Below are 26,298 nucleotides of genomic sequence, written 5' to 3'. Positions count from 1 at the left end.
TGGATGAGGGAGCTTCAGACTTTGGGCTTGATGGCAAGCTTGGCGGCAAGGCCCTGGATGGCGAGGCGGTAGCCCTCGATGCCAAAACCGCAAAGCGAGGCGAAGGCCGCGCGCGCGGTGTAGGAGTGGTGACGAAAGCTCTCGCGGGCGTGGATGTTGGTCACGTGCACTTCGACCGTCGGGATCTGCGCCGCAAGCAGCGCGTCGTGCAGCGCGATCGACGTGTGCGAATAGCCGCCGGCGTTGACGATGATGCCCTTCATCTTGCGCGCATGCGCCTCGTGGATGAAGTCGATCAGCTCGCCCTCGCGGTTGGACTGCCGGCAATCGGCCTTGAGACCGAAGGTCGCCGCCGTCTGCCGGCACAGCGCCTCGACATCGGCCAGCGTCGCGTGGCCATACTTGTCCGGCTCGCGCGTCCCCAACATGTTGAGGTTCGGCCCGTTCAGGACGAGGATCGTGTCGGTTGCAGGTTCAGCCATTCCAATCCCGGAAGAGGTGCTCGGCGTGGCGGGGTTATAGGTAACAAAGTGGCGCAGGGGAAGCCTTGAAGGGCCTCCGGGGGAGCTCCAACCACCTCATCCCAGGTGCAAAAACCTGTGTGGAAGCTACGGAAATTGCTTGTTAACCAGTCCGAACCATGGCTGCCGCCGGGACGGGTGGGAGGGGCTGGCCAAGACGCCGAACGCCCCCGCCGATCTCTCGGCAGGGGCTGATCTGGGCTTCAGCGAAGCAGCTTAGCCTTCGATGATGTAGACGATCTCTCGCGTCTGCGGACGGACGATCACGTACTGGCCGCGGACGAAGATCACTTCATAGCCACGCCACTGCGGGTAGATCTCGACGATCCGGGGCGGCAGCGGGTGGAAGTGGACCGACGCCGGGACCGCGGCGCCGACCGAAATGTTGAAGTTCACGTTAGTGGTCTCTTCGATCTTGGTCGACTTGATCGCGCTCGAGATCTCGGTCCTCTTCTCGGCCGGCGGTGCGGCGGCGGTGGCCGGAGCGTTGCCGGTCGTGGTCTGCTGCTTGGTATCGGTGGTGGCCGGACGGTTCTCGGCATTGTTGCTCTTCGCGGCGCCGCCAGCCTTGTTGTCCTCAGCCTTCATGTCCTTGGCACCGGACTTGGTGGCGGAGTCCGAGCTCATGCTCTTCGACTTGTCCGTCTGGCCTTGAGCATGCTCGCCCTTTGCGCCGGCCTTTTCGTCCGCCGCGTTCTTGTTCATCGCGCCGGAGCCGGACTTGTCCATGCCACCGGACTTCTCAGCGGTGCCGGACTTGTCCATCGCACCGGATGACTTCTCGTCGGAGGCCCCGCCGGACTTCATCGCGCCGCCGGTCTGGCCGACGGTACCCTTGTCTTTGCTCATGGAGTCGCGGCCCGTCGAGCCGGCACCACCGGAAGGCTGCGATTGCTGCATCTGCGCACCGCCGGCGCCACCTCCGCTGTCGCGGCCCGTGCCCTGTGCGTTTGCCGCACCAGTGCCTGCGACCAGTGCGAGTGCGGCAACCGAGATCATAAAGCGGTTCAACATAGAATTCTCCTCACGTGGTTCATTGCGTCATTGCCCGCGCCGACAACGAAAGGAGATTTCAGTTGTTCCGGAACTTCGCCTGTTCCGCGGCATTTGTTTGTTGAACGCCAGATGAATGACTTTGGCACGAAGACGCCAACGTGCGGCGTCAAGAAAAAAGGCCGGCTTTTCGGCCGGCCTTTTCGTGTTTTCAGTACCGTAAGACTTTGATCAGCAGGTTGCCTTGCCGCAGCGGGCGATGCCGATCTTTTCCTTCAGGCTTTCGACGCCGACAGCGCCGATCACGATCTGCTTGCCGATGACGTAGCTCGGCGTACCGTTCATGCCCATCGCTTCGGCGAGCTTGAAGTTCTCCTCGATGGTGGCGCGCACCTCGGGGCTGCCGATGTCCTTTTCGATCTTCGCGGTGTCGAGGCCGGCTTCCTTGGCCGCTTGAAGCGCGCGCGCCTTGTCGGCGGCACCGCGGCCGGTGAGCAGCTTCTGATGGAAGTCGAGATATTTCTTTCCGGTGGGATCCTGCATGCGTACGGCGACCGCGACCTGGGCCGCTTCCACCGAACCTTGGCTCAGAACCGGAAACTCCTTCAGCACGACCTTGAGCTTCGGATCGCTCTTCATGAGCGTAAGCATGTCGTCCATCGCGCGCTTGCAGTAGCCGCAATTGTAGTCGAAGAACTCGACGAAAGTGACATCGCCCTCCTTGTTGCCGAGCACGACCTGGCGCGGCGAGTTGAAGATCGCGTCCGCATTCTGCGCGACGCTGGCTGCATGCTTCTGGGTCTCGGCTGCGGCCTGTCGCTTGCTGAGCTCGGCCATGGCCTCCTCGAGCACCTCGGGATGGCTGACGAGATAGCTCTTGATGATGGCCTCGATGTCGGTGCGCTGGCTGTCGGAGAAACTGTCGGCCGACGCGGGCGCGGCTGCGCCAAACAGGGCGAGCGCAAACAACGCAGGAGCAAGCAGGCGCAGCGAAGGCATAGGCAAAATCCTCTTATCAAAGCAGGTTTCGAGAAACGTCCCGGCGGACTTAGGGCTCGGCGTCGTGACGTCGGTGTCGGGCGTCGTTTTAGTCATTTCATCGCGGTGGCGCCTTGGCCGCCACGATGTTCAATTGCGCGGCGGCTTCGCCGCGACGATGTCGTCGGCTTTGACCCATCCGGGCGTGCCGACGGCGAAACGGGTTTTCGCGCGCGTGGCAAGCTCGCGGGCGGTCTTGTTGTCGCCGCGCAGATAAGCGGCCTGGGCCGAGGCGAGATCTGCCTCGGCATATTCGCCCTTCCGGCCATAGGCCATCGCGAGCTGGGTGTAGCCGAGCGCAGCCTCGGGCTCTCGCGCCACCGCGGCGCGGAGAATCCGAACGGCATCGTCGGTGTAGGCCTTATTATCGGTTCCAACCAGCGCCTGCCCAAGTAACATCTCGATGAGGGGTGAATTGTTCGAGAGCGCGACAGCCTTGCGCAGGGCCGGGATCGCCTCGGCCGGCTTGCCGCTTTCGAGCAGCGCTTGGCCGCGCACCTCGTAGAAATACGGGTTGTTCGGCTGGACCTGGATCAGCGCGTCGATCTGGGTGAGCGCGCTGCGCAAATCGCCGTGCAGATAGGTGCTGATGGCGCGGGCATAGCGCGCCGGCATGCTGTCGTTGGTTTGGGGATAGCGGCGGTAGACCGTTTCCGGCCGCTCCATGAAGGCAGAGATCTTGGCGCGCACCATGTCGTGGCGGAGCTGGAGCGCAGGATCGTCCTTCTTGTTCCAGAAGGGGCTGGAGCTTGCGAACTCCTGGAGCGCGGCGACGCGCTCGGCCGGCATCGGATGCGACTGGAGATAGGGATCGGCGCCGCGTGCGGCGAACAGGCTCTCGCCTGTGAAGCGTTTGAAGGTTTCGTACATGCCTTTCGGCGATTGCTGGGTCGCCGTCAGGAATTTTACGCCCGCGCGGTCGGCGTTCTCCTCCTGCTGGCGCTGATAGGACAGCAGCGTGCGGCGGATCACCTCCTGCGGCGCGGAGATCGCGGCGGCGCCCGCATTGGCAAGCCCATTGTTGCCGGCGCTGCTGCGCTGGGTGCTGCCCGCGGCAATCGCCCCGGCGCCGAGCAGCATCGCGATGATCATCTGGGTCTGGGCGGCGGCGAGCTGCTCGCGCAGCTTGGACAGATGGCCGCCGGCCAGATGCCCGGTCTCGTGCGCGAGCACGCCGATGATCTGGTTCGGCGTCTCCGATTGAAGGATGGCGCCGTAATTGACAAAGATGCGGCGGCCGTCGGCGACGAACGCGTTGAACGAACTGTCGTTGATGATCACCATCTGGATGTTCTGCTTCTCCAGACCTGCAGCGCGCAGGATCGGGCGCGTGTATTCGCGCAGCAGCTGCTCGGTCTCGGTGTCGCGCAGGACCGGCGGCCCTTTGGCTTGCGCATGCGCGGCCGAGAACGGCGTCAGCGTGACCGCCGCAGCCGTGACAAGGGCGGTGAGGGCGGAGGCCTTCTTGCGCAATGCGATCTGGAGCAACATCAGGCGGTCTGGGTCAAACGGTCTTGAAGCAGTTTCGTGTTTGGTTTGGCGATTGGCGGCGGACCGGATCCACGATATGCCCTTGCGGGCCGTCCCCTTATGAGCCGTACAATGCGGCCAGTCTGGGGCGCAAGCGCCCCCTTTTCCCGGACCGGACCGGACCGGCCGGTCCGCCAGCGAAATAGCAGAAGTCGATGCACGATGCGACATTGAGGCACCGGTTGGGGCAGTGGCTCGAGCCCTCCCGCCGGAGCGATGTTCCCCCGTTCATGGTGATGGACGTCATGGCCGCGGCGGCCCGAATCGAGGCCGCTGGCGGCCATGTCATCCATATGGAGGTCGGCCAGCCCGCGGCCGGCGCGCCCAGAACCGCGATTGCGGCCGCCCATGCGGCGCTGGAGGCCGGACGGATCGATTATACCTCCGCGCTCGGCGTTCCCAGTCTGCGCCAGCGCATCGCACGCCATTATCGCGATGCCTATGGCTGTGACGTCAGCCCCGAGCGGGTGGTGGTGACCACCGGTTCGTCCGGTGGGTTCATCTTGGCTTTCCTCTCGATGTTCGAGCCCGGCGACCGCGTTGCCGTGACGGTGCCTGGTTATCCGCCTTATCGTCATATCCTCACCGCGCTCGGGTGCGAGCCGGTGCTGATCGAGACGACCAACGAGACACGCCATGCGCTCACCGGCGAGGCGTTGCTCGCGGCGCATCGTCAGGCGCCGTTGAAGGGCGTGCTGGTCGGCAGCCCCGCCAATCCGACGGGGACGATGATGTCCCGCGAAGCGCTCGCGGGCTTGATTTCGGCCGCCGAAGATGCGGGCATCCGCTTCATCTCGGATGAGATCTATCACGGCCTCGATTATGCGTTTCCGGCCGTGACCGCCGCCGCGCTCTCGGAGCACGCACTCGTGATCAACTCGTTCTCGAAGTATTTTTGCATGACCGGCTGGCGCGTCGGCTGGATGGTCGTACCCGACATCCTGGTGCGGCCGATCGAGCGGCTGCAGCAGAACCTGTCGATCTCGGTGCCGTCGCTCTCGCAGATCGCGGCCGAGGCCGCCTTCGACGGCGCTGCCGAGATGGAGGCGATCAAGCACGGCTATCAGGAAAACCGCCGGATCTTGATTGAGGGATTGCCGAAAGCCGGGCTAGCCAAGTTCCTGCCGGCCGATGGTGCATTTTATCTCTATGCCGACGTCTCGGACTTCACCTCCGACAGTTTCGAGTTCGCCAAGCAGATGCTGGAGCAGGCACGCGTTGCGGCAACGCCCGGCCTCGATTTCGATCCCGTTCACGGCCGCTCATTCATTCGTCTTTCCTATGCGCGCTCGCCCGGGGAAATGCGCGAGGCAGTTGACCGGATCGCTCACTGGCTTAAATAGCCGCCAGTTTCGATCACTTCGGAGTTCATCTTGTCTGGCCAATCTGCCCCGACTGCTGCTGCGCCGCACTTTTGTCTTGCCGCATTGATGTGGCCGACCCGGCCTGGCGAAGCCGTTGGCGCAGTGCGCGGCGCCGTACTGATCGCGCTCGGCACTGCCTTGATGGCGCTATCAGCCAAGGTCAACCTGCCGCTGCCCCATGTCCCGATGACGTTGCAGACGCTGGTGGTGCTGATGATCGGCGCTGCCTATGGCTGGCGTCTTGGCAGCGCAATCATGATCGCCTACCTCGCCGAGGGCGCGCTTGGCGCTCCGGTATTTGCCGGACCGGTGGGTGGCACTGCACCGCTGTTCGGCCCGACCGCCGGATATCTGTTCGGATTCGTTGCGGCTGCTTTCGTGACCGGCTGGCTCGCCGAGCGCGGCTGGGATCGCAACGTGCCGCTTTTGTTTGCAGCAATGGCTGTTGGCCATATTGTCATTCTGGCCGCCGGCTTCGGCTGGCTGGCGTTTGGCCTCGGGCTGGGCGTTGCGAAATCCTGGCAGGTCGGCATCGCGCCGTTCGTTGCTGCGTCGCTGGTCAAGAACGCGCTTGGCGCGATGTTGATACCAGCCGCGCGCAAGCTGATCGAGCGCCGAAGGTAAAACCGGCAAAAGCGAGCAGTTCCGATTGACAGGGCCCGCCAAGTTGATCTTGGCTGGCCCAAAGTTTTGAGGGGGAGTGAAACGATGACGACGACAACGATGGCGGAGGCGCCGATCGCGCCGCCCGCAGCAAAGCCGTGGTACAAGGTTCTCTACATCCAGGTGCTGATCGCCATCGTGCTCGGCGCCGTCGTCGGCTGGCTCTGGCCACAGTTCGCCACCAACGAATGGATCAAGGCGCTCGGTGACGGGTTTATCAAGCTGATCAAGATGGTGATCGCCCCGATCATCTTCTGCACCGTCGTTTCCGGCATTGCCCATATCCAGGATGCCAAAAAAGTCGGCCGCATCGGCGTCAAGGCGCTGGTCTATTTCGAGGTCGTCTCGACCTTTGCCCTGGTGATCGGTCTCGTCATCGGCAACCTGGTGAAGCCGGGCGCAGGCTTCGGCGGTGGAGCGGCCAACGAAGCGGCCGTTGCAAATTACGCCAAACAGGCCGCCGGTCAGAAGTCCGTCGACTTCGTGCTGCACATCATTCCGGACACGGTGGTCGGCGCCTTCGCGCAAGGCGAAATCCTCCAGGTGCTGCTGTTCTCGGTGCTGTTCGGCTTCGCGGTCATGAGCCTTGGCGAGCGCGGCCACACCATCCGCAGCTTCATCGACGACGCCGCTCATGCCGTGTTCGGCGTGATCGCCATCGTGATGCGCGCAGCGCCGATCGGCGCGTTCGGTGCGATGGCCTATACGATCGGCAAGTTCGGCACCGGCGCGATCCTCAATCTGGTCGGGCTGATCGCCACGTTCTATGTCACCGCGGCACTGTTCGTTTTCGTCGTGCTCGGCATCATCGCGCGCCTCGCAGGGTTCTCGATCTTCAAGTTCCTGGCCTACATCAAGGACGAATTGCTGATCGTGCTCGGCACCTCGTCCTCGGAAAGCGCGCTGCCCTCCCTGATGGAAAAGCTGGAGCGGCTCGGCTGCTCCAAGTCGGTGGTCGGCCTCGTGGTACCCACCGGGTACTCGTTCAATCTCGACGGCACCAATATCTACATGACGTTGGCGACGCTCTTCATCGCACAGGCGCTCGGCTACGATCTCTCCTTCAGCCAGCAGGCCACGATCCTGGTTGTGGCGATGCTGACCTCGAAGGGCGCCTCCGGCATCACCGGCGCGGGCTTCATCACGCTGGCGGCGACGCTCGCCGTGGTCGATCCGCGCCTCGTGCCGGGCATGGCGATCGTGCTCGGCATCGACAAGTTCATGAGCGAGTGCCGCGCGCTGACCAATCTGTGCGGCAACGGCGTCGCCTGCGTGATCGTCGCCTGGTGGGAGGGCGAGCTCGACCGCGACAAGCTCAACGCCAACCTTGCCAAGCGGATCGATCCGACCGACATGGAGACGGCGATTACGACGGACTGATCGCGCCCTCGGGCTTGGACGTGAAAAGGGCTGGTCGAGAGACCAGCCCTTTTTCTTTCGGGGTCTAAGGCATGATCCGAAAAAGTGCGCAGCGGTTTTCCGAAAAGATCATGCTTAAACAACAACCTGAAGCGCGATGGCGATTCATCCTGATCGCATCGCGCTTTAGAACCGCTCTGGCCGGTACGGCGCCGGATCGATCGCCGGCGTCTCGCCGCTCATGATCTCGGCGAGCAGGCGTCCGGTCGCGGGTCCCAGGGTAAAGCCCTGGTGGCCGTGGCCGAAATTCATCCAGAGGCCGGGATGACGCGGCGCTTGCCCGAGCACCGGCAGCATGTCGGGCGTGCAAGGGCGGGTGCCGAACCACGGATCGGGCTCGACACGCTTGCCAAGGTCGATCAGCTCGCGTGCGGAGCCCTCCGCGCTGGCGAGCTGCACGGGCGTTGCGAGCGCGTCCGGGGTCGTCAGCTCGGCTCCGGTGGTGATGCGGATGCCCTTGGCCATGGGGCCCATGGCGTAGCCGCCGCCCTTGTCGACGAGGGGTAGGTCGAGTGAGGCGCCGCCGCTGTAATGCATGTGGTAGCCGCGCTTGCGTACCAACGGAATGCGATAGCCGAACTTGTGCAGCAGATCGGGCGACCACGGCCCGAGCGTCACGACAGCATGCGGGGCATCGAGGCGCCCCTCGTCCGTATCGAGGGACCAGCCGGTCGCGGTCTGCCGCAGGCTCTTGGCATTCCCGAGAACGATGGTGCCGCCGAGGCGCTCGAACAGCTCGGCATACGCCGTGACGAGCGCCCCTGGATCGGACACGGTCCAGGTGTCGAGCCAATGGATCGCGCCGGGGAGATCGTCGCGCAGGATCGGCTCGGCCTTGGCAAGCTCGCTGCCGGAGAGCACGCGAAAATTGACGCCGAATTCGCGTTGATCTTGCTCGGCCGTCTTGATCGCCAGATCGAATGAAGCGGCATCGCGATGCAGCATGCGATAGCCGGCGCGGCGGATCAGGTTGTCGGCATGGGCTTCGCGAATAAGGATGTCGTGCTCTGCGGTCGCGTAGGCGATCAGCCGTGCCCAGGCTTCGATCGCCTCGCGATGCCGCTTTGGCGCCGAGTGCCACCAGTAGCGGAGCAGGGGCTCGATATGGAGGTGAAGCGACGACAGGCTGTAGCGCACGTCGTTGGTGCGGCCGGTCGCGATCTTCAGCAGCGTCGCAAGGTCGCGCGGCATCGGGTAGGGGCGGACCGCTTCGGCTTGGATCATTCCGGCATTGCCGTAGCTGGTCTCGCGGCCTGGCTCCCTGCGGTCGACGAGCGTGACGGCCCAGCCGCGCTGCTGCAGGTGCAGCGCCGCACTCACGCCGATCATGCCGCCGCCGAGAACGATTGCGCTTTGCATCGGAAGAATTCTCCTGTCGGGTCGCGTCATTCCCAAGTGAGGAAGCCGGGTGCGGCGGACAGCGGCGGCGCCGCGGCAAGGCGCGCCAGATCTGGCGTCGGCCGGCGCATCTGCGCATCGCTTGCGAACGCAGCCTCAACGCTCGCGGCAACCGAGAGCACGATGGCGTCGCCGCCACGGGGGCCGACGATCTGAAGACCGAAGGGCAGGCCGGCTTCATCGAGCCCGAGCGGAATGCTGATGGCGGGATGACCGGGAAGCGTGACGGCGTAGGCGAGCGCGAGCCAGTGGAAGTAGGATTTGGTCGGCGCGCCGTCGATCTCTGCCGGATAGGGCTCCGACCATGGCCGCGGGCTCAGCGTAATGGTCGGGCTGATCAGCACGTCGCAGGTTTCGAAGAAGCTTTGATAGGCGCGATAGATCCGCGTCTGTGTCGTCGCGGCCCGCGCGTGGTCTTCGAGCGTGTAGCCGAGCCCTTCCTCGACATTGGCCCGGACATTGGGGCCGAGCATCTCGGGACGTTCCTTGTAGTTCTTGCCGTGCGTCGCCAGGAATATGCCCGCGCGCAGCACGGCGAAGGCATCGTCGGCGCCGGAGCAATCCGGCGTTGCTTCGCGGGATTGCGCGAAGAGAGGCGCAAGCCTTTTCATTCGGGCGCGAAACACGCGCCGGATCGCCTGCTCGGTCGGGGCGAAGCCGAAATCCTCGGTGAAGGCGAGGCGCAGCCCGCCGAGCTCCGCGGGGCGCGGGGCGGCCCAGCGCTCGGCGCGCGCGCGCAGCGGCTCGCCGGGCAGCGTATAGGCGAGCGGATCGCGGGCATCATCGCTCGCCATCACCGACAGCATCAGCGCCGCGTCGGCGACGTTGCTCGCCATCGGCCCGTCGGTCGACAAATTGGACCAGCCGAACGCACGTTTTTCGCTGGCGACGAGGCCGTAGGACGGACGCATGCCGACAATGCCGGCGAAGCCGGCCGGATTGCGCAAGGAGCCGCCGGTGTCCGAGCCCGAGGCGAGCGGGGCCATGCCGCAAGCGAGGGCCACCGCCGAGCCGCCGGAGGAGCCGGCCGCCGAGCGCATCGGATCGAAGGGGTTGCCGGTCGCGCCGAACACGGGATTGCGGGTGTTGCCGCCGGCCGCCCATTCCGGCGTGTTGGTCTTGCCAAAGATGACCGCGCCGGCGGCGCGCAGGCGCGCAACCGAGCCCTGGTCGGCGGCTGGGACGTTATCCTTCAGCAGCGGGCTGCCATAGGTGGACCGCATCCCGGCGGTGTCCTGGGTGTCCTTGATGAGAACGGGGACGCCGTGCAGAGCGCCCCGATCCTCGCCGCGCAGAATGGCGGCTTCGGCCATCTTGGCAGCGGCACGTGCGCCTGGCTCGTCCAGGGTCACGACGGCATTGACGGCGGCATTGACGGTGGCGATCCGCGACAGGCAGGAATCCAGCAGTTCGACGGGCGAGATCGCTCGCGCGGCCAACAGGCGGCGCAGCTCGACGGCGCCGGAATCGCAAAGCTCTGACAATGCCAGTCCCTTTTCTGATTGCGAAAACGGCTTAGCACATCGGGACAATGGCGAAACAAAAACGCCCGGCGGTGCCGGGCGCTTTGCATTCGATGCTTGGCTTTATTCGCCGCCGCCGAAGCGGCGGGACCACCAGCCGGCGCGGCGCGGGGCGGCCGGCGTTTCGCTTGCCGCTTCCGGCGCGGGTTCAGCTGCCGGCGCCGGCGGGGTGACCGGGTCGGCTTCGGCCGCTTGCGCAACCGGCGTTGCCGGCTCGCTCGGGGCGCTCGACAGGAAGCTCACCTTTTCGCGGACCGTGGAGCGGCGCCGTGCAGCCTTGTCGTCGGCGGGCTCTTCCTCCGCGGCAACGGGTTCGGGCTGGGCCGGCGCCTCGGTCTGCACCTCGGCGCGCGGCTCAGGCTGCGAGACTTGCGGCTCGGCGCTGTGCTCGGTTTGCGCAATCGAAGGCGCGGCCTCGCTGCCGAAGCCGTCGAAATCGGCAACCGCCTCGGCAGCTTCCGATGGCTGATTGGTGCCGAGTTCGTCGCCGATCGAGCCGGCAAGACCTTCTTCGCCGCCACCGCGACGGCGGCGTCCGCCGCGGCGACCACGCCGGCGGCGGCGGTCACCGCTGCTCTGCTGCTCACCACGGGCTGCCTGCTCCTCGCCTTCCTCGCCGTCCTGCTCGGTTTCGGCTTCGGCTTCGGCATCGTCCTCGCCTTCGCCGGCCGCCACGGCGGCCTCGGGAAGGGTGGGGGCGCCATCATCGCGCAACTCGCCGTCGCGCGGGCCACCGCGGCCGCGGCGGCGACGGCGACGCTTGCGGCGCTGGCCGTCCTGCTCGGAGGCGGCGTCGCCTGCGGACTGCTCCTCGGTAAGGCCTTCGGTCTCCTCGGTCTCGACCTCGGATTCTGTCTCCGGATCGAACTCCTCGTCCTCGTAAGCTTCTTCGGCCAGGGGCGGCGGGCTCGCGGCGGCCTGCGCCATCAGCAGCGCCTTGGCGGCCTCCAGCGTATGCACCTGCTCGCCGCGATCAATCAGGTAGGCCTGCGGCCCGCTGACGCTGGGATCGGCGATGACCGACAGCGTGACCTTGAAGCCGTTCTCGAGATCGCGCAGATGGCCGCGCTTGTGGTTGAGCACATAGAGCGCGACGTCGGTACGGGTGCGGACCACGAGATTGTGGGTCGCGCCCTTCATCAGGGTCTCTTCGAGACCGCGCAGCAGTTGGAGCGCCACCGAGGACACCGAGCGGACATGGCCGGTGCCGCCGCAATGCGGGCACGGATCGGTCGAGCTCTCGAGCACGCTGGCGCGGATGCGCTGGCGCGACATTTCGAGCAGGCCAAAATGGGAGATGCGGCCGACCTGGATGCGCGCGCGATCCTGCCGCAGACAATCGGACAGCTTGCGCTCGACGGCACGGTTGTTGCGCTTCTCGTCCATGTCGATGAAATCGATGACGATCAGGCCGGCGAGGTCGCGCAAACGAAGCTGGCGGGCGACCTCTTCGGAGGCCTCCAGATTGGTCTTGAGCGCGGTGTCCTCGATATGGTGCTCGCGCGTCGATCGTCCGGAGTTGACGTCGATCGAGACCAGCGCCTCGGTCTGGTTGATCACGATGTAACCGCCGGAGCGCAGTTGCACGGTCGGCGAGAACATCGCATCCAGCTGACTTTCGACGCCCATGCGCGAAAACAGCGGCTGGCCGTCGCGATACTGCTTCACCGCGCTGACATTGGCGGGCATCAGCATCTTCATGAAATCGCGCGCTTCACGGTAGCCGGCTTCACCCGCCACCGAGATCTCGTCGATCTCCTTGTTGTAGAGGTCGCGCAGCGAGCGCTTGATCAGCGAGCCTTCCTCGTAGACGAGGGTCGGCGCTTGCGAGTTCAGCGTGAGATCGCGCACCGTCTCCCACATCCGGATCAGATATTCGAAGTCGCGCTTGATCTCGGGCTTGGTACGGGCGGCGCCGGCGGTGCGCAGGATGATGCCCATGCCCTCGGGCACGTCGAGATCCTGCACCACCTCCTTCAGGCGGGAGCGGTCCTGGGCGCTGGTGATCTTGCGGCTGATGCCGCCGCCGCGCGCGGTGTTAGGCATCAACACGGCATAGCGGCCGGCGAGCGACAGGTAAGTGGTCAGCGCCGCGCCCTTGTTGCCGCGCTCTTCCTTGACGACCTGCACCAGCATCACTTGGCGGCGCTTGATGACTTCCTGGATCTTGTACTGGCGGCGCGGACGGAAGGTGCGCTCCGGTACTTCCTCCAGCACGTCGTCTCCGCCGACGGATTCGACGACTTCCTCTTCGGCTTCCTCGTCGTCTTCGTCGTCCTCGGCGTCGTCGTCTCCGGCAGCCGCGTCGGATTCGTAATGCGGAGCCTCGGCGCTTTCGCCGGCGGCGTACACGGCGTCGGCCGGTTCAGCGGCTGACGTCACGGCCTCGGCGAGATCCTCGGCGTGTGCTTCGGAGGCAACATCTTGCGGTCCGGCATCAACCCCGGCATCAACCCCGGCGGCGACCACCGGCTCGGCGCCGATTGCTGCGACCGGCGCGGGCGTCTCGTCGGCATGATCGTGGTCGTGACGATCGTGCTCGCCGTGATGACCATGGTCGTCATGATCGTGGGCGTGATGATCGTCACCATGGGCATGATGATGGTCGCCGTGATCATGTCCGTCGTGATCATGATCGTGATGATCATGGCCCTCGTGCTCGCCGTGATGCTCCGCGCCGGCGTGCAGGTGCTCGCCCTCGTGCGAAGCGCCTTCGGACAGGGCCTCGCCCTGGACCGGCTGGGCCGCGGGATCGCCGCCTTCGACGACGTCGCTGCGGACGCGTTCGCCATGACTACGGCGGCGTGAGTTGCGGTGGCGCGAACGGCGGCGGCCGTGGGAGCGGTTCTCGCTCTCTTCCTCGGCCTCGCGATGGGCCTGTTCCTCGGCCTCGATCAGCGCCTGCCGGTCGGCGACCGGGATCTGGTAGTAATCGGGATGGATTTCGCTGAAGGCGAGGAAGCCGTGGCGGTTGCCGCCATATTCGACGAACGCGGCCTGGAGCGAGGGTTCGACCCTCGTGACCTTGGCGAGGTAGATATTCCCGCGCAGTTGCTTGCGTTGCGCGGTCTCGAAATCAAACTCTTCGACGCGATTGCCGCGGACCACGACGACCCGGGTCTCCTCCGGGTGGGTGGCATCGATCAACATCTTGTTGGGCATGTCTTAACTCTTGGCGGCGGCGGGCGCGATTCACCGTGGGCGCGTATCGCGCCGCCGGGTGACGCGACGGTCCACCTGATTCGGGGGTGAGGGGAAGGCCGAAACGCCGTCTCTCGCGCCTTGCCGAACCGGAAGCTTCAGGACAAAGGCGGCGTGCGGGATTTTCACTCCGCAGCGTCGCGAATGGTCCTTCAGAATTCGTCGGCACAGTCTGGCGCATCAAGCGTCGGCCCGTATGAAACATTGGGCGGCGAGGCCGCCCTTCAATCAGTTGCTGCTGGCCAGGCATGGCGCGAGCGCGCTCGCCTTGGGGATCATGAACCGCTCCCTTGGGATCAAGGGACCGGGTAATGGGTTAAGTCGCTGTCAGAACCGTCCCGGCAACACGAGTGGTAGCCCAGGACCGTCCGCCGCCGACGCTTGACCCGTTCCACCTCGCTGCCGCGCACCGCGCTGGTCTTTGAGGGAAACGGAAAACGCTGGAATTCTCAAACCTTGAGAGTTCCGGCGATGCACCGGGAGGCTGAATGCGACACAACCGGAAATATCGGCCGTCAGCATTCCGTACATACGAGGAATGAGCCATCCGTGCAAGGGAGCGTCGCACGGCGGTCACAGTCAGCGAGTTTCGCGCTTCGGTCATTAAGGATCAATTAACCCTGTGGTTCTATTGCGTTAAAAGGGCTGCTCGGAGGCACGGAATCGGTGGCGAGCCGCACAAATCAACGGGTTCTGCTGGGATGCGCGCTGCTGTGCGCGGCCGCATTGCCATGTGGTGATTCCTCGCGCCTGAGCGCGGCCGAGAGCCAGCCGCAACCCCTTGTTGCGGTAGCGAATTTCCCGATTGCCTCGGCCGCCCGGCTGGCCGGCGACGGCAAGCAGACCCGCTTCATTCTCGACATCGACCGGGCCGTCACCTTCCGCGCCGTCACGCTGGCCGACCCGTACCGGGTGGTCGTTGACGTGCCGCAGGTCAATTTCCAGCTGCCGGCGGGCACCGGAGCGGGGGGGCGCGGAATGGTCAAGGCGTTTCGCTACGGGCTTGTCATGCCCGGCGGCTCGCGAATCGTGTTCGACCTGACGGGACCGGCCAAGATCGCCAATTCCTACGTGGTGGAGGCGGCCAACGGCCAGCCGGCCAGGCTTGTACTGGAGCTGGAGGAGGTCGACCGTGCCGCCTTCGTGCAGTCGCTCGCGGCCGAAAATCGGCCCGAACTGCGGCCCACCATCGCCGAGGCGCAGCCCACAACCGCTGCCGCGGCGACAGCCCCGGACAACGCGCAGCAGAAGGCCGATGGCCGCCCGGTGGTCGTGATCGATCCCGGCCATGGCGGCATCGACAATGGTACGCAATCGAGCGGCGAGAGCGAGAAGAACCTGGTGCTGGCCTTTGGGCGGGCGCTGCGCGACAGGCTGGACAAGGCCGGCAAATACCGTGTGGTCATGACGCGGGACGACGACACCTTCATTCCCCTCAATGACCGGACCAAGCTGGCCCGCAACCTCAAGGCCGCTTTGTTCGTCTCGATTCATGCCGATGCGCTGCCTCGCACCGAGGGCGACGCGCAGGGCGCGACCATCTATACGCTGTCCGACAAGGCGTCCGACGCCGAGGCGCAGCGGCTGGCGGATGCGGAAAACCGGGCGGATGCGATTGCCGGTTTCAATCTCGCGGAGGAACCGACCGACGTCGCCGACATCCTGATCGACCTCACGCAGCGGGAAACCCGCACCTTTTCAAACCGTTTCGCTCGCCTTTTGATGGGGGAAATGAAGTCGACGGTGCGGATGCACAAGCATCCCCTGAAGTCGGCCGGCTTCCGGGTCCTGAAGGCGCCCGACGTGCCCTCGGTGCTGGTCGAGATCGGTTATGTCTCCAACAAGGGCGACCTCGAGCATCTGGTCTCCGAGGGCTGGCGGTCCAAGGCGGTGGGCTCGATGGCGCAGGCAATCGACGGGTTTTTGACCAAACGGTTGGCCACCGCGGGATCGTCAAATTGACGACCCGGGGATCGTCAAATTGACGACCCGGGGATCGTCAAATGACGACCCGGGGGATCGTCAAATGACGACGCGCGGGGCTTCAAACTGAAAGGGTTTTTCCACCCCCATCGCAAAAGCCCTAGTTTGGCCACAGCGGGCGCTTTATAAAAAATCCCGCAAGGGGGTACCGGAATCGGCGAGAATCCTGCTCGGCAGCGTCTTAAGTCCGGCACTGATGGTATTGCGTAAGCCGGTGAATTCGCGACGTGAGGTCGGCGCCTGTTTGGGGTGCCAAGGGGCCGAGACTGGGCCGATATACTGGGCTGATCCAGAGTTTGAACGGATAAACAGATAATGCGCTTGCTGGTGCGGTTCATGGGCTTCCTGTTCGCCGCGGGAACAGTGGTGTTCCTTGTCGGTGTCGGGGCCGTGGCAGGCCTGATCTGGCATTTCTCCAAGGACTTGCCGGACTACTCTCAGCTTCAGGATTACGAGCCGCCGGTGATGACCCGCGTGCACGCGGTCGATGGCTCGCTGCTCGGCGAATATGCCAAGGAGCGGCGGCTATATTTGCCGATCCAGGCGGTGCCCAAGCTCGTGATCAACGCGTTCCTGGCGGCCGAAGACAAGAATTTCTATGAGCACGGCGGCATCGACTACACCGGCATGGCGCGCGCCGGCGTGGTTTACATCCAGAACTACGGTTCTAACCGCCGTCCGCAGGGCGCTTCCACCATCACCCAGCAGGTCGCCAAGAACTTCCTGCTGACCAACGAGGTCTCCTTCGCCCGCAAGATCAAGGAAGCCTTGCTGGCGATGCGGATCGAGAAGACCTACTCGAAGGACAAGATCCTCGAGCTGTACCTGAACGAGATCTATCTCGGTCTCGGCGCCTACGGCATCGCGGCCGCCTCGCTGGTCTATTTCGACAAATCGGTGAACGAGCTGACGGTTGCGGAAGCCTCCTACCTGGCGGCGCTGCCGAAGATGCCGGCGACGCTGCATCCCGTCCGCAACCGCGATCGCGCCATCGAGCGCCGCAATTACGTGATCGATCGTCTCGTCGAGAACGGCTGGGTCAAGCAGGCGGACGCCGACAAATCGCGCAAGGAGCCGCTGGCCGTCACCAGCCGCTCCAACGGCGCCCACACCTTCGCCGGCGAATATTTCGCTGAGGAAGTGCGCCGCGACATCTTCGAGCGCTATGGCGAGAAAAAGCTCTACGAAGGCGGTCTCTCGGTCCGCACCACGCTCGATCCGAAGATCCAGGTCATGGCGCGCAAGGCCATGGTCACGGGCCTCGTGAACTATGACGAGCAGCAGGGCTATCGCGGCGCCATGAGCAAGCTCGATATTTCGGGCGACTGGGGCGTGAAGCTCGCCGAGATCAAATCGCTCTCCGACATCTCGCCGTGGCGCATGGCGGTGGTGCTGGAGACCAGCGACCAGTCGGCGCGCATCGGCTTCCAGCCGAGCCGCGAACTCGGTGGCGCCGTCAGCAAGCAGCGCGAGACCGGCCTCGTCACACTCGACGGCGTGCGTTGGGCGCGAGCGGCCCAGGGCAATGCCAGGGGCAAGACGCCGACGTCCGTGGCGCAGGTGCTTGCGCCCGGTGACGTGATCTATGCCGATCCGCTCTACAGCAAGGAAGGACAGCCGGTCGAAGGCCAGTACCGGCTGCGCCAGATTCCGGAAGTGTCCGGCGCCATGGTCGCGATGGATCCCTGGACCGGCCGCGTGCTCGCCATGGTCGGCGGCTTCTCGTTCGACCAGAGCCAGTTCAATCGCGCCACGCAGGCCTACCGGCAGCCGGGGTCGTCGTTCAAGCCGATCGTGTATTCGGCTGCGCTCGATAACGGCTATACGCCCTCGACCGTCGTGCTCGATGCTCCCATCGAAATCGACCAAGGACAGGGCGCAGGCGTGTGGCGGCCGGAAAACTTCTCCTCGGGCAAGTTCCAGGGGCCCGTGACGCTGCGCAACGCGCTGCGGCAATCCCTCAACACGGTGACGGTGCGTCTCGCGCAGGACATCGGCATGCCGCTGATCGGCGAATATGCCCGCCGCTTCGGCGTCTATGACGAGCTGCCGAACTATCTCTCCTATGCGCTTGGCGCCGGCGAGACCACGGCGATGCGCATGGTGACGGCCTATTCGATGCTCGCCAATGGCGGCCGCCGGGTGAAGCCGACGCTGATCGACCGGATTCAGGACCGCTACGGGCACACCATCTTCAAGCACGACCAGCGCGAATGTCGCGGCTGCGACGCGCCGGGCGGCTGGAAGAGCCAGCCGGAGCCGCAGCTGATCGACCGCCGCGAGCAAGTGCTGGACTCCATGACCGCCTATCAGATCACCGAGCTGATGGAAGGCGTGGTCCAGGCTGGTACCGCGACCGTCGTCAAGGAGGTCGGCAAGCCGGTTGCCGGCAAGACCGGCACCACCAACGAGGCCAAGGACGCCTGGTTCGTCGGCTTCTCGCCCGACGTCGCCGTCGCAATCTATATGGGCTACGACAAGCCGCGTCCGCTGGGTAAGGGCAATGCGGCGACCGGCGGCCATCTGGCGGCTCCCATCGCGCGCGATTTCCTCAAGCTCGCGCTCGCCGACAAGCCCGCGGTTCCGTTCAAGGTGCCTGCCGGCATCAAGCTCGTGCGCGTCGCCTCCAAGACGGGCATGCGCGCAGGTCCCGGCGAGACCGGCGGGACCATCCTCGAAGCCTTCAAGCCGGGCACGGCGCCGCCGGATAATTACTCGGTCATCGGCGTTGCTGATGCCGACGGCCGCGGCGGCATGCCGGCCTCGCAGCAGCAGCAGCCGGATTCCGGCTTCTTCATGCGGCCGGGCACCGGCGGACTGTACTAAAGCGATGCGATTAGGATGAATCGCCATCGCGCTTTAGGTTTTTGTTTAAGCATGATCTTTTCGGAAAACCGCTGCGCACTTTTCCGGATCATGCTTTAGCGGATAACGCCGACCGTAGACGTCGCAGGCGGTTGCGCTTTGGCGCTGCCGCCGCTACATCCCGTTGCAATCGAACGCGGACCAATTCCGCGAGACACGAGAACGACATGCGCGCCGAAATCGAACGTTTGGTAGAAGAGATCAAGCAGTCAGTCGGGCTGCTGAGGAGGCATCTTTGACGTCGAGAAATCGACGGCGCGCCTTGCTGAGCTGAACAAGCTCGCAGAAGATCCCAACCTCTGGAACGATCCCCAGAAGGCCCAGAAGCTGATGCAGGAGCGGACCTCGCTTGAGGATTCGCTCTCCGGCATCGGCAAGGTCGAGCAGGAGCTCGAAGACGACATCGGCATGATCGAGCTCGGCGAGGCCGAGGGCGATGACGGGGTCGTTGCGGAAGCTGAAGCTGCACTGAAGAATCTCAAGAAGGAAGTGGCGCGGCGCGAGCTCGAGGCGCTGCTGTCGGGCGAGGCCGATCGCTTGGATTCCTATCTCGAGGTCCATGCCGGCGCCGGCGGCACCGAGAGCCAGGACTGGGCGCAGATGCTCTTGCGCATGTACACGCGCTGGGCCGAAACGCACGGCTTCAAGGTCGAATATCTCGAAGAGTCCGAAGGCGAAGAGGCCGGCATCAAGTCCGCGACCATCCAGATCTCCGGGCACAACGCCTATGGCTGGCTGAAGACTGAAGCCGGTGTGCATCGCCTGGTCCGCATCTCGCCGTTCGATTCCAATGCACGGCGGCACACCTCGTTTTCGAGCGTGCAGGTGTTTCCGGTCATCGACGACAGCATCAAGATCGACATCAAGGAATCCGACGTCCGCACCGACACGATGCGTTCGGGTGGCGCCGGCGGCCAGCATGTCAACAAGACCGAATCCGCGGTGCGCCTGACGCATATCCCGACCGGCGTTGCCGTGGTCTGCCAGGCTGGTCGTTCCCAGCACAAGAACCGGGCACAGGCCTGGGACATGCTGCGTGCTCGGCTCTACCAGATGGAGCTGAAGAGGCGCGAGGAGAAGGCCGCCGCCGACCAGGCCGCCAAGACCGATATCGGCTGGGGTCACCAGATCCGCTCCTACGTGCTGCAGCCCTACCAGATGGTGAAAGACCTGCGCACGGGCGTGCAGACCTCCGACACCTCGGGCGTGCTCGATGGCGAACTCGATGAGTTCATGGCGGCGACCTTGGCGCAACGCGCCTTTGGCACCCCCGGTGCTGACATCGAGGACGTGGACTGATCATGTCCCGAATCGCCTTCATCGGGCTTGGACGGATGGGCCACGGCATGGCCGGCCGTTATCTCGATGCCGGGTTCACGGTGACGCTGTGGAATCGCAGCAAAACAAAAGCGGAAGACCTGATCGCGCGCGGCGCGCATTGGGCGACCTCGCCAGAGGATGCCGCGATCGATGCCGACGCCGTGGTGACCATGGTCGCCGATGACGAAGCCTCGCGCGCGGTCTGGCTCGGCCCCAACGGCGCGGCCAAGACCGCCAAGGCCGGCACCATCGCGATTGAATGCTCAACCGTCTCCTATGATCATGCGCGCGAGATGGGCCGCGAGCTGAACGCGCGCGGGCTCATCTACATCGACTGCCCAGTGACCGGGTTGCCGGATGCTGCCGCCAGCGGAAAGCTGACGCTGCTGGCTGGCGCCGACGCGGCCGATCTCGAACGCGCGCGGCCTTATCTCGAACCAATCGGCTCGACCATCCGCCATTTCGGCGCGGTCGGCACCGGCACCGTCTACAAGCTCATCAACAATCTGATGGGCGCGATCCAGATCGCCGGCCTCGCCGAGGGCCTCGCGATCGCCGAGCAGGCCGGGCTGGACATGAACCTCGTGCTGGAGTCGATCCAGGCGGGCGTTGCCGCAAGCCCGCAGGTCACGCGTCATTCCAAACGCATGGTTGCCCGCGATTTCAGCGGCGCGACCTTTACGGCAGCGCTGCGGCACAAGGACGCCGCCTACGCAGTGAGGCTCGCGGAGAGCCTGCTGGCGAACAAACCGCTGGTCTCGCGCGCTGCGGTCGAGTCCTACGCGCAGGCGAAGGCTGCGATGCCGGATGATGATGAAGGCAGGATGATCGAGCTGGTGTCGCGGCCGAAGAAGACGTCCTAGCGGGACAGATAGAGACGACACCTAGCGGGACAGATAGAGACGACACCACATCGGCCGCCGTGACGAGGGCGGCCGTGAGACATTCAGCGATTCGACCGCGCTATGATCTCCCCGAGCCGTACCAGCGTCTCGACGCCCTTCTCTGTATTTGCCAGCATGTCATCGCTCGGAAGCCATTTGCCGGGTTCGCCGAACATCGCGACGGCCGAACCGCCGAAACGGAACGTGGCTTTCTCATCGCCCCGCTTAAACGGCTTTTCGATGTCGTGCTGCTGCACGATCCGACCGACCGTGAGTGCTCCGATTTCCACCATGCCGATCCTGCCGAAATGAGTCGTTTCGAGGATCTGGATGCTGCGCTCGTTCCTGAACAGGATGTCGGGCTGATGCTCCAGGGCATTCTTGTTGACGGTCCACAGCCTCGATCCGAGCCGATCGGTCTCCAGAGTCATCCCGTCGTCCACGTAGTGAAGATGATGGTAATCGACCGGGGAGAGGCGAGCCAGCAAGACTGGCCCGCCTTCGAACGCCCTGGCGCGCTCGGCGTTGCCAAACAAAGTGTCCGCTTTCAGCGACGAACCCTTGACAGGGAAATGCTGGTCCGGCGTGAGCCTCTCCCAGGCGAAGTAGCGGGCTTCCGCAAACGCACCCATCTCGTGGTCGCTAGTGGGAAACCGGCGCTTGCCCGGAAGGAAGCGTCGCTCGAAGAAGGCGGCATAGCTGTCGAATGGGCCGGACTCGAACTCCGACATATCGATGTTGTGCTTGCGGATGAAGGGCTCGATCTTACGGGCACTGAATCGTGTATTCTGGTAGGCCGCTATCAGCCAATCCACTGTCGGTGACGATGAGACCCACTGAAGCACCGAACGACGTGGCTTGCTTTCGTAGGTTGCAGTGCTGTCCTCCATGAATTCATCGAACAGCTTGTTCGATCTGCGGTCGAACACGGGCAGGGGCATCGGTTTACTCATGGCATTCTGCTCCAGGACAAAGGTTCACACTACGGCCCGTTCCGATGCTGACGGGGACGGTCCGATCTGATCGGATGCCGTTGTTTCGGCAATCCAGCGATTGACCTCCGTCAGATTGCGCGTGCTGTCGCGGAATGCCTTTAGCTGGGCGTCGGCGGAGCTGCCGCGCGCCAGAATGCGCTTGCAGTCCTCAAGCTCCTTCTCGCAATGCAGCGCCGCAGCGTCCCCGGAGAGCTCCTCGATCAGCGAACTGAGCATCTCGTCGATTTCGACCGGGCCGTCCTTGGAGGCAAAGATGCAATCGGTTCCGTAACGCTGGGCCCGCCACTTGTTCTCCACGGCGATCGCCCGATCCACGGCGGACACCTCCTGTGACAGTTGCGGCCGTTCGTAGAGGTGCCGGGCGAGAACACGATAGAGAGCAGCGACTGCGATTGCGTCGTCGACGTAGGTGCAGACGTCGGGCGCGCGTAGCTCGAGCGTCGGGTGACGCGACGAAGGCCGCATTCCCCACCAGATATAGCTCTGGTCGGGCATGACGCCGGACTTGACCAGCGCTGCAACGTAATCGTCATACTCTCTCTCGCTCGCGAACAGCTCCGGCAATCCGGTTCGAGGCAGCTCGTCATAGGCGGCCAGGCGATAGCCTTTGAGGCCGGTTTCGTTGGAGTTCCAGAACGGGGATGAGGTCGACAGCGCGATGAACAACGGCAGATAGGGAATCATGGATCGCATCACGGCGAAGCGCCTGTCCGGATCGGGCAGCTGGACGTGGACATGCATGCCGCACAGCATGTTGCGATGTCCGATGGTCCGGAGATCCTCGATCATCTCGGCGTAGCGCGGCTTCGGGCTTGGTCGCGAGTACCTCCATGACGCAGTGGGATGCGTGCCAGAAGCCATAATGACGAAGCCATATTGTGCCGCTACGGCTGCGACCTCGCGGCGGAGGAATTTGAGCTCCTCCCGCGCGTCGCCGACGTCGACGTGGACATTGGTGGCGACCTCCAGCTGAGCCTGGAGCATCTCGCGCATTGCCTGTCCACCGGTCGACCAGTTTGCTGCTTCGAACAGCTCGTTGGGCGTCTGGATGGCGACGTCAAGCGTTTCTCTATTGGCGAGGAAGTATTCTTCTTCGATCCCGAAGGAATATTCCGTGGCTGTATCGCGGCCCGCCGCCGACCGAATGATTACGTGTCCGCCGTCGCGGCTGAGGTCAAGCCGGAGCAACTTCAATATCTGCGGGTCAAATTGCATGTGCCTGCAACCATGCTTCCAGGAGGGCCGCCTGCCAGAGCCGGGAATGCCCTTTGGGGCTCATCTCGGCTTCGGGATTTTCGAGCATGTGATGGACGAAACCAGCCCGGTACAGTCCTCGCTCCGAGGCTTGGCGCGACGTCAGAATGTCCCGAACGTAGTCCTTGAAAGGACCGCGCAGATACCGCAAGGACGGCACCGGAAAATATCCTTTCGGTCGGTCGATGATCTCGCTCGGCAAATAGCGCCGTGACATCTCCTTGAGGATGTACTTGCCGCCGTCGTTCACCTTCAGGCGGGCCGGCATCCGGGACGCCAATTCCACCACCTCATGGTCGAGGAAAGGCACGCGGGCCTCCAAGCCGAACGCCATCGTCATATTGTCGACCCGTTTGACGGGATCGTCGACAAGCATGATTTCCGCGTCGATCTGAAGCGCCTTGTCGACGGCAGACACCGCGTTCGTCTTGGCGAAAAAGGAGTCGACGAACTCCCTGCTGAAGTCTTCCGAGATGACTTCGTCCGTCAGCAGGTTTTCCAGGTCGCTATGCTTCCAGTCGAAATATGCGCTCTGATACTGCTCGGCCGCATCATTGGTGGTCAGGAAAGAAGGATACCAGCTATAGCCTCCGAAGATCTCGTCGGCGCCCTGGCCGCTTTGCACGACTTTCACGCGTTTCGAGACTTCCTCCGAGAGCAGGTGGAACGCGACAGCGTCATGGCTCACCATCGGCTCCGACATTGAGCGAATCGTGTCCGGCAGCACGTCGAGGGCGCGCGTCCCATCGATCCGGATTTGCTCGTGTCTGGTGCCAAACCTGCTGGCGATGAGATCGGAATAGACGAACTCGTCGCCGGAATGCCGGCCGATGCTGTCGAAGCCGATCGAGAACGTCCGGATATCTTCGTGACCGAGTTCGGCCAGCAACGAGACGATCAGCGAGCTGTCGACGCCGCCTGACAGGAGTACGCCGACGGGCACATCGGAGACCAGGCGACGTTCGACAGCTGCCCGCATGACATCCGCAACGGCATCAGCCCATTCCTGCTCCGTCATCCGGGGGCCGTCCGAGGAGGCGCCGACGGTGAAGCTCCAGTACTTCTGGCTGGTTCGCGTGCCGTCCGGCTGGATGGTCAGGATCGTGGCGGGCTCGAGCTTCTTGACGCCTTTGAGAACCGTTCGCGGCGGCGGCACCGCACCATGGAAACTGAAGAAGTGGTGCAACCCCACCGGATCGAGCGAGGTGTCGACGTCGCCGGCCGCAAGCAGCGCCGGCAGTGTGGACGCGAACCGGAAGAAAGACGCGCCTTCAGTGTAGTAGAGCGGCTTGATGCCGAGGCGATCGCGCGCAAGCATCACACGCCCGGTGTCGCGCTCCCACAACGCAAACGCAAACATCCCCTTGAACCGGCGGACGCAGTCCGCGCCCCAGGCGTGATAAGCCTTGAGAATGACCTCGGTGTCGCCTTCGGAGAAGAAGCGATAACCCAGCTGCCGAAGCTCGGACTTCAGCTCGCGAAAATTGTAGATACATCCATTGAAGACCAGGCCGAGCCCGAGTTCGTTGTCGAGCATCGGCTGCTGCGAGGCCGGCGCGAGGTCGAGGATGCTCAACCGTCGATGTCCGAAGCCGATCGGGCCCTGCACGAATATCCCGGTTGCGTCCGGTCCTCTTGCCTCCATCGAGCGCGTCATGCGCGACAGCCCCGGGAGCGAGACGTCGTCCCGAAGCCTTATTTCACCGCAAATTCCACACATCCAGCTCTCGAGCTCCGCACTGCCTAAGTTCGTATTGCGTGCGATAACCCCTTGAGTAAATGAGCGTTCCTGTCGAGTTTCGCTCGGGTCCGCCGGCAACAAAAGGAACGATGTTAATCAAGGCGGACCGGGATCCGATCAGGACGTGATCTGGACGGTTCCTTCGAATCCGCTGTCGAGTTCCACCGCGTCTGATGGTCGCTGGTTTCACGGTGCGGAAAATCGTGGTGCTTGCCACCCGCATGCGGCATTGCGACACTCTCCGCAAACAAGACTACAAAACTCAGGGAGAGAACGATGCCAGGTCGTCGCAATAAACTTGCAACCCTCGCCATGCTTGCTGCCGCAGTGTTGGCTACAACATCGGCTCTGGCGCAGAAGAAATACGACCCCGGCGCAAGCGACACCGAAATCAAGATCGGCAACATCATGCCCTATAGCGGGCCGGCGTCGTCCTATGGTGTGATCGGCAAGACCGAGGCCGCCTATTTCAGGATGATCAACGATCAGGGCGGCATCAACGGCCGCAAGATCAATTTCATCAGTTATGACGACGCTTATTCGCCGCCGAAGGCGATCGAGCAAGCGCGCAAGCTGGTCGAGAGCGACGAGGTGTTGCTGATCTTCCAGTCGCTCGGCACGCCCTCGAACTCCGCAATCATGAAATACATGAACGCCAAGAAGGTGCCGCAGCTGTTCGTCGCCTCCGGAGGGACCAAGTTCGGTGATCCCAAGAACTTTCCGTGGACGATGGGATTCCAGCCCAACTACCAGAGCGAGGGGCGCATCTACGCGAAATATATCCGTGACAAGTTTCCGAACAGCAAGATCGCCGTGCTCTGGCAGAACGACGACGCCGGCAAAGACCAGTTCAAGGGTCTCAAGGACGGGCTCGGCGACAAGGCCGGCATGATCATCGCCGACAAATCCTACGAGGTCAGCGACCCCTCCGTCGACTCGCAGATCGTCGCACTGCACGATTCCGGCGCCGACGTCTTCTTCTCATGGGCCGCGCCGAAAGGCTCGGCGCAGGCGATCCGGAAAGTGGGCGAGCTGGGCTGGAAGCCGAAGTTCTTCCTGGCCAACACCGCGACGTCGGTTGCCTCGGTGCTCAAGCCCGCGGGGCTCGACTATTCCAAGGACATCATCTCGACGGTCTATCTGAAAGACCCGACTGATCCGACCTGGGACAAGGATCCCGCCGTGGTGAATTGGCGCGCGTTCATGGACAAGTATTACCCTGATGGAGACAAGGCCAATTCCAACAACGTCTATGGCTATGTCCAGGCCGAGGCTATGGCGCAGGTGTTGAAACAGTGCGGCGACAATCTCACCCGTGAGAACGTCATGAAACAGGCCGCGAACCTGAAGGATTTTCACACCGACCTGATGCTACCCGGCATCATGGTCAACACCTCGCCGGACGATTATTTCCCGATCGAGCAGATGCAGCTGATGCGCTTCAACGGGCAGGCCTGGGAGCTGTTCGGCGACGTCATCACCGGGGAGGTCGGCCACGAGCGCAGCCAGTGAATGGGGCGCTGTGAGCCGGCGCTAAAGCATGATCCGGAAAAGTGCGCAGCGGTTTTCCGAAAAGATCATGCTTAAACAACAACCTAAAGCGCGA

18 protein-coding genes are annotated in these 26,298 nt (G+C 63.9%); 8 read left to right on the top strand and 10 right to left on the bottom strand.

Annotated elements, in window-relative coordinates:
• Positions 1-14: 14 nt before the first annotated feature.
• The 4 genes from aroQ to IVB28_RS16895 form a co-directional block, all read right to left on the bottom strand.
• On the bottom strand, positions 15-482 hold the full coding sequence (gene aroQ / locus IVB28_RS16910) for a type II 3-dehydroquinate dehydratase (protein WP_247527635.1): 468 nt from the start codon (positions 480-482) through the stop codon (positions 15-17).
• A 255-nt stretch (positions 483-737) separates the two neighbouring features.
• The gene (locus tag IVB28_RS16905; protein ID WP_247527633.1) at positions 738-1,535 is read right to left on the bottom strand and encodes a DUF1236 domain-containing protein; all 798 of its coding nucleotides are present in this window, start codon (positions 1,533-1,535) and stop codon (positions 738-740) included.
• 210 nt (positions 1,536-1,745) lie between these two features.
• Positions 1,746-2,513 (bottom strand): DsbA family protein, encoded by a 768-nt coding sequence (locus IVB28_RS16900; protein WP_247527632.1) that lies wholly within the window; start codon positions 2,511-2,513, stop codon positions 1,746-1,748.
• 129 nt (positions 2,514-2,642) lie between these two features.
• Positions 2,643-4,043 carry a M48 family metalloprotease gene (locus IVB28_RS16895; protein WP_247527629.1) on the bottom strand — a complete coding sequence of 467 codons (1,401 nt, stop codon included), beginning with the start codon at positions 4,041-4,043 and terminating at the stop codon, positions 2,643-2,645.
• A 194-nt stretch (positions 4,044-4,237) separates the two neighbouring features.
• Here IVB28_RS16895 and IVB28_RS16890 point away from each other — a divergent pair, with 194 nt between their 5' ends.
• From IVB28_RS16890 to dctA, 3 genes are all read left to right on the top strand, one after another.
• Positions 4,238-5,425 carry an aminotransferase class I/II-fold pyridoxal phosphate-dependent enzyme gene (locus IVB28_RS16890; protein ID WP_247527627.1) on the top strand — a complete coding sequence of 396 codons (1,188 nt, stop codon included), beginning with the start codon at positions 4,238-4,240 and terminating at the stop codon, positions 5,423-5,425.
• 87 nt (positions 5,426-5,512) lie between these two features.
• Positions 5,513-6,070 (top strand): biotin transporter BioY, encoded by a 558-nt coding sequence (locus tag IVB28_RS16885; protein ID WP_247528568.1) that lies wholly within the window; start codon positions 5,513-5,515, stop codon positions 6,068-6,070.
• Positions 6,071-6,154: 84 nt separating this feature from the next.
• Positions 6,155-7,489, top strand: coding sequence for a C4-dicarboxylate transporter DctA (gene dctA / locus IVB28_RS16880; protein ID WP_247527625.1), 1,335 nt, complete (start codon positions 6,155-6,157; stop codon positions 7,487-7,489).
• Positions 7,490-7,654: 165 nt separating this feature from the next.
• On the opposite strand, the gene IVB28_RS16875 is transcribed toward dctA, so the two are convergent.
• The 3 genes from IVB28_RS16875 to IVB28_RS16865 form a co-directional block, all read right to left on the bottom strand.
• Positions 7,655-8,887 carry an FAD-binding oxidoreductase gene (locus IVB28_RS16875; protein ID WP_247527624.1) on the bottom strand — a complete coding sequence of 411 codons (1,233 nt, stop codon included), beginning with the start codon at positions 8,885-8,887 and terminating at the stop codon, positions 7,655-7,657.
• 26 nt (positions 8,888-8,913) lie between these two features.
• Positions 8,914-10,410 carry an amidase family protein gene (locus IVB28_RS16870; RefSeq protein WP_247527623.1) on the bottom strand — a complete coding sequence of 499 codons (1,497 nt, stop codon included), beginning with the start codon at positions 10,408-10,410 and terminating at the stop codon, positions 8,914-8,916.
• Between the two features lie 102 nt (positions 10,411-10,512).
• Positions 10,513-13,611 carry a ribonuclease E/G gene (locus IVB28_RS16865; RefSeq protein ID WP_247527622.1) on the bottom strand — a complete coding sequence of 1,033 codons (3,099 nt, stop codon included), beginning with the start codon at positions 13,609-13,611 and terminating at the stop codon, positions 10,513-10,515.
• Positions 13,612-14,316: 705 nt separating this feature from the next.
• Between IVB28_RS16865 and IVB28_RS16860 the strand changes: the two genes are divergently transcribed.
• The 4 genes from IVB28_RS16860 (at position 14,317) to IVB28_RS16845 (ending at position 20,681) form a co-directional block, all read left to right on the top strand.
• Positions 14,317-15,612 (top strand): N-acetylmuramoyl-L-alanine amidase, encoded by a 1,296-nt coding sequence (locus IVB28_RS16860; protein ID WP_247527621.1) that lies wholly within the window; start codon positions 14,317-14,319, stop codon positions 15,610-15,612.
• A 336-nt stretch (positions 15,613-15,948) separates the two neighbouring features.
• Positions 15,949-18,459: a penicillin-binding protein 1A gene (locus IVB28_RS16855; protein WP_247527620.1), complete on the top strand. Its 2,511-nt coding sequence runs from the start codon at positions 15,949-15,951 to the stop codon at positions 18,457-18,459.
• Between the two features lie 206 nt (positions 18,460-18,665).
• A protein-coding gene (gene prfB, locus IVB28_RS16850) for a peptide chain release factor 2 (protein WP_247527619.1) occupies positions 18,666-19,797 on the top strand; the annotation gives its coding sequence in 2 pieces (ribosomal slippage) (positions 18,666-18,734 and positions 18,736-19,797; 1,131 coding nt in all).
• Positions 19,798-19,799: 2 nt separating this feature from the next.
• Complete coding sequence (locus IVB28_RS16845) at positions 19,800-20,681, top strand: NAD(P)-dependent oxidoreductase (protein WP_247527618.1); 882 nt, start codon at positions 19,800-19,802, stop codon at positions 20,679-20,681.
• 83 nt (positions 20,682-20,764) lie between these two features.
• Here the strand turns inward: IVB28_RS16845 and IVB28_RS16840 are convergent, their stop codons facing one another.
• From IVB28_RS16840 to IVB28_RS16830, 3 genes are read right to left on the bottom strand one after another with little or no spacing between them, the layout of a single operon-like run.
• Complete coding sequence (locus tag IVB28_RS16840; protein WP_247527617.1) at positions 20,765-21,655, bottom strand: phosphatidylserine decarboxylase; 891 nt, start codon at positions 21,653-21,655, stop codon at positions 20,765-20,767.
• 24 nt (positions 21,656-21,679) lie between these two features.
• Entirely contained in the window at positions 21,680-22,912 is a 1,233-nt protein-coding gene (locus tag IVB28_RS16835; protein WP_247527616.1) for a carboxylate-amine ligase, read from the bottom strand.
• Positions 22,902-24,671, bottom strand: coding sequence for an N-acetylglutaminylglutamine amidotransferase (locus IVB28_RS16830; protein ID WP_247528567.1), 1,770 nt, complete (start codon positions 24,669-24,671; stop codon positions 22,902-22,904). The genes IVB28_RS16835 and IVB28_RS16830 overlap by 11 nt, the downstream gene beginning before the upstream one ends.
• A gap of 297 nt (positions 24,672-24,968) precedes the next feature.
• Here IVB28_RS16830 and IVB28_RS16825 point away from each other — a divergent pair, with 297 nt between their 5' ends.
• On the top strand, positions 24,969-26,204 hold the full coding sequence (locus IVB28_RS16825) for an ABC transporter substrate-binding protein (RefSeq protein ID WP_247527615.1): 1,236 nt from the start codon (positions 24,969-24,971) through the stop codon (positions 26,202-26,204).
• The last annotated feature ends 94 nt before the right edge of the window (positions 26,205-26,298 follow it).

This window comes from Bradyrhizobium sp. 199 (assembly GCF_023073355.1).
GTDB lineage: Bacteria > Pseudomonadota > Alphaproteobacteria > Rhizobiales > Xanthobacteraceae > Bradyrhizobium.
This window is presented reverse-complemented; position numbering and strand designations above follow the sequence as displayed.